Origin of the sequence: Limnohabitans sp. B9-3 (assembly GCF_002778325.1) — a bacterium.
Classification (GTDB): Bacteria; Pseudomonadota; Gammaproteobacteria; order Burkholderiales; family Burkholderiaceae_C; genus Limnohabitans; species Limnohabitans kasalickyi.
Genome location: NZ_NESI01000006.1, coordinates 65,281 through 77,760, shown reverse-complemented (window position 1 = coordinate 77,760; position 12,480 = coordinate 65,281). Strand labels below are relative to the sequence as shown.

At 57.8% G+C, this 12,480-nt stretch carries 12 protein-coding genes and 1 tRNA gene; 1 reads left to right on the top strand and 12 read right to left on the bottom strand.

Annotated elements, in window-relative coordinates; all coding sequences use genetic code 11:
- Window positions 1–90: 90 nt before the first annotated feature.
- The 8 genes from nhaA to B9Z42_RS10560 all read right to left on the bottom strand — a co-directional run bounded on the left by nhaA (window position 91) and on the right by B9Z42_RS10560 (window position 8,115).
- A complete protein-coding gene (nhaA, locus tag B9Z42_RS10595) occupies window positions 91–1,287 on the bottom strand; it encodes a Na+/H+ antiporter NhaA (RefSeq protein WP_100133357.1) in 1,197 nt (398 codons plus the stop codon).
- Between the two features lie 236 nt (window positions 1,288–1,523).
- Window positions 1,524–1,599: transfer RNA gene (locus B9Z42_RS10590), tRNA-Asn, on the bottom strand.
- Between the two features lie 126 nt (window positions 1,600–1,725).
- On the bottom strand, window positions 1,726–2,865 hold the full coding sequence (locus tag B9Z42_RS10585; protein ID WP_100133356.1) for a zinc-binding dehydrogenase: 1,140 nt from the start codon (window positions 2,863–2,865) through the stop codon (window positions 1,726–1,728).
- A 51-nt stretch (window positions 2,866–2,916) separates the two neighbouring features.
- Window positions 2,917–5,106, bottom strand: a complete 2,190-nt coding sequence (locus tag B9Z42_RS10580; protein WP_100133355.1) for a TonB-dependent siderophore receptor — start codon at window positions 5,104–5,106, stop codon at window positions 2,917–2,919.
- Window positions 5,103–6,014, bottom strand: coding sequence for a thiamine phosphate synthase (gene thiE / locus B9Z42_RS10575; RefSeq protein ID WP_100133354.1), 912 nt, complete (start codon window positions 6,012–6,014; stop codon window positions 5,103–5,105). Before thiE ends, B9Z42_RS10580 begins: the two co-directional genes overlap by 4 nt.
- The gene (locus tag B9Z42_RS10570; protein WP_100133353.1) at window positions 6,011–6,817 is read right to left on the bottom strand and encodes a thiazole synthase; all 807 of its coding nucleotides are present in this window, start codon (window positions 6,815–6,817) and stop codon (window positions 6,011–6,013) included. The genes thiE and B9Z42_RS10570 overlap by 4 nt, the downstream gene beginning before the upstream one ends.
- 7 nt (window positions 6,818–6,824) lie before the next feature.
- Window positions 6,825–7,037, bottom strand: coding sequence for a sulfur carrier protein ThiS (gene thiS / locus B9Z42_RS10565; protein WP_100133352.1), 213 nt, complete (start codon window positions 7,035–7,037; stop codon window positions 6,825–6,827).
- Window positions 7,030–8,115, bottom strand: a complete 1,086-nt coding sequence (locus tag B9Z42_RS10560; RefSeq protein WP_100133351.1) for an FAD-dependent oxidoreductase — start codon at window positions 8,113–8,115, stop codon at window positions 7,030–7,032. The genes thiS and B9Z42_RS10560 overlap by 8 nt, the downstream gene beginning before the upstream one ends.
- A 29-nt stretch (window positions 8,116–8,144) precedes the next feature.
- Between B9Z42_RS10560 and thiD the strand changes: the two genes are divergently transcribed.
- Window positions 8,145–9,008, top strand: a complete 864-nt coding sequence (thiD, locus tag B9Z42_RS10555) for a bifunctional hydroxymethylpyrimidine kinase/phosphomethylpyrimidine kinase (RefSeq protein WP_100133350.1) — start codon at window positions 8,145–8,147, stop codon at window positions 9,006–9,008.
- Here the strand turns inward: thiD and B9Z42_RS10550 are convergent.
- The 4 genes from B9Z42_RS10550 to B9Z42_RS10535 are packed head-to-tail and all read right to left on the bottom strand — an operon-like array spanning window position 8,969 to window position 12,451.
- On the bottom strand, window positions 8,969–9,751 hold the full coding sequence (locus B9Z42_RS10550; RefSeq protein WP_100133349.1) for a 3-oxoacyl-ACP reductase: 783 nt from the start codon (window positions 9,749–9,751) through the stop codon (window positions 8,969–8,971). The genes thiD and B9Z42_RS10550 overlap by 40 nt on opposite strands.
- A complete protein-coding gene (locus tag B9Z42_RS10545; RefSeq protein WP_233203606.1) occupies window positions 9,748–10,941 on the bottom strand; it encodes an ABC transporter substrate-binding protein in 1,194 nt (397 codons plus the stop codon). The genes B9Z42_RS10550 and B9Z42_RS10545 overlap by 4 nt, the downstream gene beginning before the upstream one ends.
- The gene (locus tag B9Z42_RS10540; RefSeq protein ID WP_100133348.1) at window positions 10,938–11,708 is read right to left on the bottom strand and encodes an ABC transporter permease; all 771 of its coding nucleotides are present in this window, start codon (window positions 11,706–11,708) and stop codon (window positions 10,938–10,940) included. Before B9Z42_RS10540 ends, B9Z42_RS10545 begins: the two co-directional genes overlap by 4 nt.
- Entirely contained in the window at window positions 11,708–12,451 is a 744-nt protein-coding gene (locus B9Z42_RS10535) for an ABC transporter ATP-binding protein (protein ID WP_100133347.1), read from the bottom strand. The genes B9Z42_RS10540 and B9Z42_RS10535 overlap by 1 nt, the downstream gene beginning before the upstream one ends.
- Between the last annotated feature and the right edge of the window lie 29 nt (window positions 12,452–12,480).

The window sequence follows — 12,480 nt, the reverse complement described above, 5'->3', positions numbered from 1 at the left end:
GCTTAGCTATTGCGCGGCAATTGGTTGACACCGGTATCGGGCTGAAGCAAATTGCAACGCGAACTGGTTATTCCAGCCCATCAACGTTATCTAGGGCGCTGGGTCGCGTTGCTTAGATGACAAATTGGCGTTACCCCCAAACAGCGTAAGCCACAAAAATCCAATGCTGCCCGCTGTCACAGATGCCAGCAATATGGCAATCTTTGATGCATTGATCAATTCAGCCTCACCAGTGAAGGCCAGATTGGTGATAAAAATTGACATCGTGAAGCCTATGCCACCCAGCAGTCCTGCGCCAAATACATGCTTCCAATTCATGCCGAATGGAAGCCGGCAGATCCCGAGCAATACAGCTATGAAGACAAGCAGTGTGATTCCCAAAGGTTTGCCAATGACCAAACCAGACACGATCCCTATGCTGTTTGCACTACTTAGATCTTCCGCCCAACTTGAGCCGATGACGATTCCAGTATTTGCTAAGGCAAAGATCGGCAATACAAAAAAGGCTATTGGCTTGTGGAGAAGATGCTCAAGCTTGTGAGAGGGCGACTCTCTATCCTCCTGCTTGATTGAGTATGGAATTGCAAATGCAAGCATCACACCGGCGATCGTTGCATGCACGCCTGATTTCAACATCATGTACCACATGATTGCTCCACCAATTAAGTAGGGCAGCAGGGCGATGATTCGCAGTGTGCGGTTCATTAAAACCATTAAGAAAAAGACCCCAATGGCAGCCATTAAATGCGCGGTTGATAAGCTTTTGGTGTAAAACACGGCAATAACAATGATCGCGCCCAGATCATCCATGACCGCTAAAGCTGTTAGAAAAATTTTCAGCGAGACAGGAACGCGGCCTCCTAGCAACGCCAGAACACCCAGTGCAAATGCAATGTCTGTAGCCATTGGGATACCCATGCCAACCTGAGTTGGCATGCCCATATTCAAGCCGAAGTGAATGAGCGCTGGTAGTGCAATGCCACCTGCAGCGGCAAAAATGGGTAACAAGGCATTTCTGAAGTCCGACAGTTCGCCGCTGTACAACTCACGCTCAAGTTCAAGGCCGATGAACAAGAAAAAAATAGCCATCAAGCCATCGTTGACCCATTGCTCAACACTAAGGCCAAGAATTTGGAGATGCCAGAAATGCAAATAGGGTTCGCTGAAAGGCGAGTTGGCAATGGCCAGTGAAACAAGGGTGCAGAGCAGAATCAGAATTCCACTGGATTTCTCCGAATTGAAGAAACGCTCGAAGGTTGCCGATAAAGGGCTTTGGATATTGACCATAGGTTGTGCATAAAAAGATCCGCGAGGCGGCCCGACCTTCGCATGAACCTGCTGAAATAAAACAGCACCCACTCAGACTGTAACGGAACCTTGGTCCTCTGATTTAGGCTAGTGGCATTCCTTAGTACCTCCAGACACGTTTCGTAGCGCAGTCTGACGCTCCCTGGCTCGTTGGGAGATAGAAAACTGTCCAGAAAAGAAAAAAGCCCTTGCAATTGAATGCAAGGGCTTTTATTTGGCTCCTCGACCTGGGCTCGAACCAGGGACCTACGGATTAACAGTCCGGCGCTCTACCGACTGAGCTATCGAGGAATATTCGGTATGTAAAGCGTTCAACGCTTCACAGAGATCGATAGTATAGCAAAGAAATCACCATTTTTAAAAGCCGATGCCAGGCATTTTTGGGGTGTCACTGTCTAGACCTCGACGCGCATGGCCTCAAGGCTCCATCAAGATCAATGGTTTGATTTCTTCCAGACGATGCATCTTGTCCAAAGCGATGTTGACATCTTCTAAAGCGTATTGGCCAGATATCATTTTTCGGAATGGGATGCGGTCCATGTGCGCGGATGCAAATTGCAGGGCTTTCCAATAGGACTTCACATCACCAGAAAAAGAGCCAATGATCCGGATGTTTTTTTTCACAATCATGGAGGGACTGAAAGTGGTGGTGCCCGTCCCAAGTTGTCCAACGGTGAGGTAGCGACCGCCTTTTCGCACGAGATCAAGGCCTTCGTTAAAAGCACCTGGAAAGCCTGTGAATTCCAAGACCATATCTGGCCCTCGGCCCTCCGTGATCTCTCTCATCTTCTGCAGGCGTTCTTCATGCGTTGTGGACTCAATGTTGAGCGTATGGGTGGCACCAAATTCACTGGCCAGGGCCAGTCGATTCGCAGGTGCGCCAATCACCGTCACGCTACGTGCACCAGCAACGCGCGCCACTGCAGCAGCCAAGATCCCCAGCGGACCTGCCCCCTGAATGGCCACGTGTTCGCTCGGATCGATCGGGCCTAAATTGTCGAAGGCATTCATCACGGAACGAAAGGCGCAGCTGCACAGGCTGGCGACGGCATCGTCCACGTTGTCGGGCACACGTACCCGACCAGACTCGGGAAGCACATACCCGTATTCAGAAAATCCACCCAAGAGATACGGATACTTGTCACTGCTCTCGTACATATACGCACGACGGTTGTCGCACAACGTGGGCTGCTGGGCGACCGTGCAGAAATAACATGAGCCGCAAGAGGTATGCGTCCAAAGAATGCGATCGCCCAAGCGCACGGGTTGCCCCACGCTGTCACGGTCGGCGCCCTCGCCGATGGCCACCACTTTGCCAACCATCTCGTGTCCGAGGATCACTGGAAGATCCACCTTGAGCGCAAGATTGCCACGCGATAAGTGCACATCTGTCCCACAGATAGAACATGCGGTGGTTTTGACAATCAGTGCGCGTGGCTCCACCTTGTCAGGGATGGGTACGTTTTTGATTTCCAGTGGCTTACCAAACTCCCGAACAACGGCTGCCCGCGAGAACTTTGGAAGACTTCCTAAATACTTTCCGTTTTTGTCGTTCATACTTTTTTAAATCCAGAAAAAATTACCAACGTCAGCATTTTTACGCCATTTTCAGAGGTGCCACTGAACACTGGCACGAAGGGTTCTGGGCGCTCCCGGATTTAAAAAATATTGATGATGCGCCTTCGGCGATTCACGCCAGTAGTGCTTGTTGGTCAAGTTCTGAATTGCCCATGTCCAAGTCGTTGGCTGTCGGTCAGAGCGGGTGTCGTAGTGGGCAGTCAAATCTAGCGTGGTCCATGCGGGCAACACGATTTCTCCATGCTCCATCGCGTTGCGATCGCCTTCGCGCGATACACGCAAGCCAGTACGCAGTCCGGCGATGCCGGTAAAACGGTATTCGGCCAAGCCACGCATGATGTACCTGGGCACGTTGATGGGGCGTTCGCCATTGAGGGTGGGGTCACTGGTCGCGTTTTCACGTCGCGCATGCAGCCAGGTGGTTGAACCACCCCAAGTCCAGCTCCCCTGAACCGTGCGCCCATTGAGCTCTAGGCCTCGGTGATGGGCTTGGCCATCCATTTGGCGCACGCAAGTGCCACCGTTGCTGCATCCTGCGGAGTCACCCGACACGGGACGGGTGATGTCAAACCACGTGGCTTGCCAGTTGGTTTGATAGGCAAAACTCTTGATGCCCACTTCGTGTTGATGGCTGCGTAACGTGGGCAGTGCTTGGCCCGCGTTGCTGTAACTGGTCCACGGTGCATTGGGCGACACCTCTGATTCAATGCCTTGCCCCGCACTGGCAAACACCATGGGGCCTGCATCGAGCTGGTGGCTCACGGCCAACCAAGGGGTCATGAAGTTGCGTTGGTCTTGTGTGGGCAATGAGCCATCGGTCATCGCTGTTTGGCGTTTGAGTTGTGTGTAGCGAACGCCCAGCCAGGTCGATGTGCGGTCATTGAGTTTGATGCGGTCTTTCAAAGCCCATTCGGTGCTGGCGTCGCGGGTGTTGCTCATCAAGCCGCTTCTGTCTGCGGCTTGGACAGGGGGCGTGAGACCTCCGCTGATGCTGTTGGTTGTGCCCAGCAGCGGGCTGGTTTGGGTGGGTGGCATGTCATCCACCAAACGTTGGCGCATCACACTCAAGGTGACATCGTGTTCCAAGCCGCCCCAGCTGATTTGACCATTCAACGCGGTCTGCACCACATCGTTGTTGCGTCGCTCGTTCTCTGTGTTGTAGTCGTAAATCTGAAAATTGCCGTTGGCACAAAAACGGTCTTGCACCGTGGCGCTGCAGCCCGAGGCATAGATCAAACGATCGTCTGCACGCAGCCGTTGCACTGCGTACTGCGTGGTCCACAACCAGTTGTTCTCCAGCTGGTGTTTGAAGCGCAGGCTGCCCGTGAGTCCATCAAACACACCGGGGCGGGCGTTGGGTTGGCGCGTGATGTTGCGTGTGCCATCCACAGGGGCTGGCAGGGTGGGCGTGGCGTTCGGACCGTTATCCAGCAAGCTGTAAAAGTTCACGCCAATTTGTTCGACATGACTTTGTTCAAACTCCCATTCCAACCGGTTTTTTGCATCTAAGCGCCAGTCCATGGCCAAGGCGACCAGTTCGCGCTGACCTTGCGTGTCGCGGATGACAGGGTTCAAATCGGTGTGCGCCACATTTAGGCGGTAGCCCCATTGCGCTTGCTCGCCGAATCGGTTGCCCAAGTCAAGGGCTACCGATCGGGTGTCGCCAGGTCCGTAACTCAGCGTCACGTTGCGAATGCTTTGGGTGTCACGCATGGGGGGGCGCTTGACCACGTAATTCACCAAGCCACCCGGCGCACTGGTGCCTGCTTGTATGCCGCTGGTGCCTTTGAGCAGTTCGATGCGTTCTTTGTTTTCGAGTCCGATGATGGTTTGTGCCGAGATCGGCAAGCCATCGCGTCGGAAGTTGTAGCGGTTGTCCAGAGTGAGCCCACGCACGCTGAGCTGGTCCCAGTAGGCGGGCAAGTTGTAGCTCTCGCTCACAGAGGCGTCGAGCAGCATCGCATCACTGACGCGTTGCGCACCGATGTCGCGCAAGTCGGTTTGAGAAAAGGTACTGACGCTCAGAGGCAAGGCATAGGCGGGGACATCGTCAAACCCAGAAACACCCAACGGCGGTTGTGCGGTGACCGTGACTTCGTCCAAGGCCGTCTGCGCACTAGCCAAACCAGAACCCAAGCCCGTGCTCAAAAGCAGGGCTACCGCCACGGCTGTTGCGCTGTGAACGTGGTGGAGGGCGTGGTGTTGTGCGCAGGGATTCATCGCATCAAGTCTTGCAAAGTGTGTGCAGCGGCTTCTGGGTGGTCGGCTCCTGTGATCGCGCGCACCACGGCGATGGAACCCACGCCGCTTTGCATCACCACAGGAATGCGCGCTTCATCGATGCCGCCAATGGCCACCAAGGGGCTGTGCTGCATGAGCTTGGCGTAGGCATACAAGCGGCCCGTGCCTTGCGGTGCGGTTTGCATGCGTTTGAGGGTGGTGGGAAACACCGCGCCCAAAGCGATGTAGCTGGGGCTGACCGCATCGGCACGCATCATTTCGGCGTAGCCGTGGGTGCTCAAACCCAGCCGAAGGCCAGCAGCACGTATTTTTTCAATCGGGGCGTCGTCCATGTCTTCTTGGCCGAGGTGCACGCCGTAAGCGCCCTCATCAATGGCGATTCGCCAATGGTCGTTGATGAACAATAGCGAGCCTGTGCCTTGCACGGCTTGCACCGCGGCGCGAACTTCTTGGCGAATGGCTGTTGCGTCTTCTGACTTGAAGCGCAGTTGCACCGTGGGCACACCGGCACGCGCCATGCGGCCCACCCATTGGGCGTCGGGTAGCACGGCGTACAGGCCCAGCGCGTGAGGGCAGGTGGGGAATGCGTTGGCACGAGGACTGGGCGCAATGCCGAAATCTTGCGGGGTGCAAGGCCAGTCGTTGACCGAGAACTGTCCTGTGCGTTTCGTTTGAAGGCCCCAAGCTTGCGCCACGCACTGCGCGTCATGCTCTAAAAATCCCAGCATGCGACAGCCTTGCAGCACGCCTGCGCTTTGTGTGCTGAGCGTCGCATCGGAGGTGTGCACGGCTTGTGCGTAGGACGAGGCATCGCCCGCCAACATGGCCGCGTGTTGGGTGGCCAGTGCTTGGGCAATGTCTTGTGCAGTGTTCAAGTGCAAGCTCATGCTTGGTGCCAAAACGGAGTGCCCAGAACGGGCGTGCTGGGCTGAGCGCTGTCTTGCGCTTGCATGGCGCCCGAGCGGTAGGCGGCGCGTCCTGCGTTGACGGCATCGGCAAAGGCACCGGCCATGCTGACGGGGTCTTGCGCCAAGGCCACGGCGGTGTTGAGCAGCACGGCATCAAAGCCCCACTCCAGCACTTGGCAGGCGTGCGAGGGCAGCCCCAAGCCCGCGTCCACGATCATGGGCACATCCAAGCGGTCACGCAGGGTGCGCAAGGCGTGCGGGTTGATAGGGCCTTTGCCCGTGCCGATGGGGGCGGCCCAAGGCATCACGGCTTGGCAGCCCACATCGACCAAGCGTTGGCACAGCACCAAATCGTCGGTGGTGTAGGGCAGCACTTTGAAGCCAGCCTTGATCAGGCGGCTGGCCGCCTCGGGCAAGTTCAGTGTGTCGGGTTGCAAGGTGTAGTCGTCGCCAATCAGTTCGAGTTTGATCCAGTCGGTCTCAAACACCTCACGCGCCATCTCGGCGGTGGTGATGGCTTCTTGCATGCTGTGGCAACCGGCGGTGTTGGGCAACACGGGCACTTTGGCTTCGCGCAGCAGGTTCCAAAAACTTTGTGAGGCTTCACCCCCGCTGCCGGTTTGACGGCGCAGCGAGGCGGTCAGCATGGCCGGTTGCGAGCGCTCAATGGCCTGCAGCAACACGCTAGGCGATGGGTAGCGCGAGGTGCCCAGCATCAAGCGGCTTTGAAATGTTTCGCCGTACAGCGTGAGTGGATCGGCGTGCAGTGTGGGTGTGGTCATGGTCTATTTATCCGCCTGTGATGGGGGAGATTAATTCAATTTTGTCGTGGTCGCATAGCGCGTGCGCAGCATATTGCCCGCGCGGCACAAACTGCAGATTCACAGCGGCTGCAAAGGGGGGCTGAATGCCAGACACGGCCACGGCATCGGCCAATGTGGCGCCTTGCGGCAAGGTGTGCGGTGCGTGGTTGATCAGCACTTCGAGGGTCGTGTCAGACATGTTCAAACTTCAATTGGAATTGTTCTGCCAAAGTGGTGGTGTGGTGGTGCACCCACTCCATCACCACGTCGAGCATGGCGGGCGAGATCAAAAAACCGTGGCGGTACAGACCGTTGATCTGCAAAGTGCGCTCGCCCAAACAGCGGATGGCCGGCAAATTGTCGGTCAAGGTCGGGCGTGCTTGTGTGGCGACTTCCAGGATGCGCGCCTCGGCAAAGCCGCTGTGCACGGTGTAAGCCGCGCTGAGCAACTCCAGCGTAGAGCGTACGCTCGCGGGCGATAAATCTTCGGTCTCGATCTCGGTCGCGCCGATCACAAACACATGGTCTTCTTTGGGCGCGATGTAGATGGGGTAGCGGGGGTGGATCAAACGGGTGGGGCGCTCCAGCGTGACTTCGGGGGCATGCAAGCGAATCACCTCACCGCGCACGCCGCGCAGTTGGGTCCATTCGGTGCGTGCGCCCAAGCCGCGGCAGTCGAACACCCAATCGGGTTGGCCAATCTGGCCCGGTTGAAAATCTTCGGGCGCGCGGGGGCTGTTCCAGTGCAGGGCGACGTTTTGCTGCTCCAAGCTTTTGAGCAAGGCGGCCAGCAGTTGGCGGTTGTCGAGCTGGCCTTCACCGGGTAAGTACAGGGCTTGGTTGAAACGGTTTTCTAACGAAGGCTCGTGTTGCAGCAAACCTTCTGCGTTCAACGTTTGCGCCGCAGGCAAGCTGGGCAGTTGTTGCTGCGTGCGGTGCAGCAGTTGTTCAAACCGTTTGGCCTCGGCCGCGTCTTGCCGGTGCCACAGCACCAGCGTGCCGTTTTGCTGAAAGAACACCGGCTCCGACAACGGCGCGATCAACTCGGGCCAACGCTTGAGCGCGTGCTGGCCCATCTGCACCACGGGCAATTCGGTGATGGCCGATTCGGCCAGTGGTGCCAACATCGCCGCCGCCACACGCGCCGCTGCACCTTGGGCATCAGGGCCTTGGGCTTCGTACACCGTCACGTGGTGGCCGAGTTGCGCCAAGGTGTGGGCCAGCAAACGGCCCATCAGGCCCGCGCCTAGCACCACGCTTGAAAGTTGTGCGCTCATTGAATGAGGTCCTTTGTGATTTGCGGATAATGCCGCCCATGAACAATTCTTACCGCTACGCACGCGTGCTCACCATTGCTGGCTCTGACAGTGGCGGTGGTGCCGGCATTCAAGCCGACTTGAAAACTTTTGCGGCCTTGGGCTGCTACGGCATGAGCGCCATCACCGCTTTGACCGCGCAAAACACCGTGGGCGTGCAAGGCATTCACGCTGTACCCGCCGAGTTTTTGAAAGCGCAAATTCAGTCCGTGCTGGACGACATCGGTGTCGACGCCATCAAGATCGGCATGCTGCATGCGCCCGGCATTGTGGACGTGGTGGCCTGGGCCATCGACCATTACCAACTCAAGAATGTCGTGCTCGACCCCGTCATGGTGGCCACCAGCGGCGACCGCTTGATTGCCAGCGAGACCGTGCAAGTGCTGGTGCGCGAGTTGTTCCCGCGCGTTAGTGTGATCACGCCGAACTTGGATGAAGCCGCTTTGCTCTTGGGCCGCGACATTCCCAATGCCCAAGCCTTGGACACGGCCGCGCAAGATTTGCTCGCCATGGGCGCGAACGCTGTGTTGCTCAAAGGCGGGCACTTGGCGGGCGATGAGGTGGTCGATTTGTTGGTGCAGGCCAACGGCCCTTCGCAACGCTTGGCGTCCACGCGTATTGCCAGCCGCAATGTGCACGGCACCGGCTGCACCTTGTCGTCGGCCATTGCGGCGCACTTGGCTTTGGGCCATGGCTTGAGCGACGCAGTGCGCCTGGCACGCACCTTCATCTTGGGCGCGATTGCGCAAGGTGCAGACGTGACCACGGGCCAAGGCCATGGTCCGTTGAATCATGGGTTTGCGCCTGTGCCGCTTCATCGCATCACCAATCCGCCGTCGACCGTCAACACCTGACCGGTCACAAAACGGCTCCAGTTCGAAGCCAAAAACAGCACCGGCCCCGCCACATCGTCGGGTGTGGCTAGGCGGCCCAGTGGGGTCTGCGCGATCAGCAAGTCTTTGACCGATTCTTTGGTGGCGCGACTGGAGTCGGTGGGGCTGACCAAGCCCGGCGCCACGCAATTCACACGAATGCCCAAGGGCCCCAAGTCGGCGGCCAGGTTGCGGCTGAAGCCCACGAGTGCGGCTTTGGCCGTTGTGTAGTCGTGGTAGGCGATGCTGGGTCGGTCCACCAAGTCGCTGCTCAAGTTGACGATGCTGCCTTGCCCGCGTTGTTTGAAGTGCGGCAACACGGCCTGACACACGTTGTAGGCCGCATGCACCGCGCCATCAAACTGGGTTTGGTAAGACTGCCAAGACACATCGCCAAAACGTTGGCGGTGGTCGGGGTCAAAGGTGTAGGGGCTGAACGCGTTGTTCACCACCACGTCGATGCGGCCAGTTTCGCGCAAGGCCTGCGCCACCATGTCGTTCACCGCTTCGGGCGCGCGCACGTCGGCTGACAGCGCCCACGCATCGCCGCCGAGTTGTTGGCATTGGGCCACCACGTCTTCGGCGGCGGTATGGTTGTTCAGGTAGTTCACGAGCACCATCGCACCTTCGCGTGCAAACGCTTTGGCAATGGCCGCGCCAATGCCGCGGCTGGCGCCTGTGACCAAGACCACTTGGCCTGCAAAGTTGCGGGGTGTCGGGTTCATTGCTGGACAGCCGTTTTGGCGCTGGGTTGTGACGTGACTTTGGTTTTTGCGGCTTTGTTCGCGCTGGCCGCTACAGGTTGGGTGTGGCTTGGCAGCAAGTCTTGACTGACCACATCACTCACTTTGATGTCGCGCTGAATCACGCCAAACGCTTTGTAGGCGTTGGCACCTTTTTGCAGGCCAGCCATATCAAAAGCACCCAAGCCGCGTTGGTCGGTGATGGCCGACACGCTGGACTCGTTGCGCAGTCGAATGATGTCCAAGTTCATGCTGGCGTTTTGGCCGTCGATGGCGTGCTTCACAGCGAGCTTGGCCGCTTCTTCAGGTGACTGCATCATCCACTTGGCGCTGTCTTGGTAGGCGTGCAAGAAGCGTTTGAGCACTTCTTTTTTCTGCTGGTAGGTGTCTTCACGCACCACAAAGAAGTCGCTGGAAATATTGAGGTGATTTTTAATTTCCATCACGTTCACGCCGCCCAAACCCTTTTGGCGACCTACCAGCAAGCCGGTGTCGGTGGCGGCTGTGGCATCGACTTGGCCTTGCATGAGGGGGGCAAAGTTCAACAAGCCCGTCACCACCACGGTCACATCGGCTTCGGTCAGCCCGGCTTGGTTCAACAGCACCTGCAAGTTTTGGCGCGTGCCGCTGGCCAAGCTGTAGACGCCAATGCGCTTGCCTTTGAGGTCGGCGGGCTTGAGGATGTTTTGCGATTTGAGGGACACGACGTTGAACACGTTTTGTGGGTAGATGTCGTAAATGGCGCGCAGCTTCTCGCCTTTGTCTAGCGCGGTGAAGAAGGAGCCCGGGTCGGTGAAGGCCACATCGGCTTGGCCGCTGAGCAAGTTGCGCAACGCGTCGCCACCGCCAGTACCCGGCACGTAGCCCAGGTCAATGCCGCGGGCTTTGAAAAAGCCTTTGTCTTCTTCCACCAGCAAGTTGGTGATTTCGGTGATGGGCTTGCTCCAACCCGCCACCACCACTTTGTCGAGCTTTGGTGCAGTTTGTGCCCAGCCCGTGGTAGGGGTGACGACCGAGAGCGCCAAGGCGCAAATGACGCCAAGGGCTCGTGCGTGAGCGTTTAAATGGGCGCGTAAATTGGTGCTGACGTTGGCGCGAAGATCGGCACGTAAATGCGCCGTGAGGCGGTGCAACCAAGGGCTGGATGTATGCGAAGTGTTGCGACAAGTCATGACGAAATCTTTGTTGAAAGTGTTGAAGCGGTACCGAGCAAACGGCGCTCTAGCCATTCGCAAATTTTGTAAAACATGAGCCCGAGCACCGTGATGACGGTGAGCACCGCAAACATCAGCGGCGTGTCCATCGAGCCTTGCGCGGCGATGATCAAGGCACCCAAACCACGGCTGGCACCGATGAACTCGCCCACCACCGCGCCCACCCAAGCCAGCACCACGGCCACGCGCAAGCCCGCCATGATGCTGGGCAAGCCCGCAGGGAGCTTCAAGCGCCACAAGGTTTGCCAAGGGCTGGCGCGCAGCATGCGAAACAGCTCCAGCTTGTTGGCATCAACTTGTTGCATGCAGGTGGCGGTGTTTTCGAGCAAGGGGAAAAAGCAAATCAAAGCGGTCATCACCACCGTGGGCAACATGCCAAAACCAAACCACACAATGAACAGTGGGGCCAGCGCGAGCTTGGGCACCACTTGGCTGATCACCACATAGGGCATCAAGATGCCTCGCAAACGCGCCGACTCGCCCAGCAGCACGCCACCCACAAAACCCATCGAGGCGCCCAGCAACAAGCCCAACACCACCTCGGTCAGCGTGTGCAGGATGTGCGGCCACAAGTACCCGCTGTCCAAGCCTTGCCAAAGGGACAGCGCCACTACAGACGGTGCAGGCAGCACCAAAGCCGAGGTGTGGCCCACGCGCACAACCACTTCCCAAGCGAGCAAGACCGCGAGGCCTAAAACGACAGAGAAAAAGGCGTCGCGTTTCATCAAAGTGTGGCGTCCATGGCGTGTCGCAGCTGTTCGCACAGCGCGTTGAAGGCGGGGGTGTAGCGCATCTCAGTTTGGCGCGGTCGCGGCAAGGCGATGTGCAGCGGCGCTTGCATCCGACCTTGGTGCATGAGGCTGACGTGATCGGCCAAATACACGGCCTCGCTTATGTCGTGCGTGACAAACAGCACCGCAGTGCCGTGGGCTTGGCACAACGCCAAAAAGTCGCGCTGCAAGTCTTCGCGCGTGATGGCGTCTAGGGCGGCAAATGGTTCGTCCATGAACAACACCGCAGGTTGGGTGATCAAGGCACGGGCTATCGCTACGCGGCTTTGTTGCCCGCCCGAGAGTTGATGAGGTTTGTCGTCACGCAAAGCTGCCAAGCCCATTTGCGCCAGCAGCTGTTCGGCATGCGCGTGTTGGGCGGGTGTGACGGCCCCGTGCAAGCTGAGCGGCAGCAACACGTTGTCAAGCACGCTGAGCCAATGCAGCAGCGTGGGGGACTGGAACACAAAGCCCATGTCTGAAGTGGGTTGCAGCACAGTCTGGCCCTTGAGTTGGACTTGGCCTTGTTGTGGCGTGAGCAAGCCCGCCGCGAGTTTGAGCACCGTGGTTTTGCCGCAGCCACTGCGGCCAATCAAACAATGAATTTCACTGGGTGCGATGTGCAAACTCACATCGCGCACCACCTCGCCCCGGTCGGGGTAGGCGAAGTGCAGCGCGTTGAGTTGCAAGAAGTGCATGGGTGACGTGTTCACAGCGAAAGTGTTCA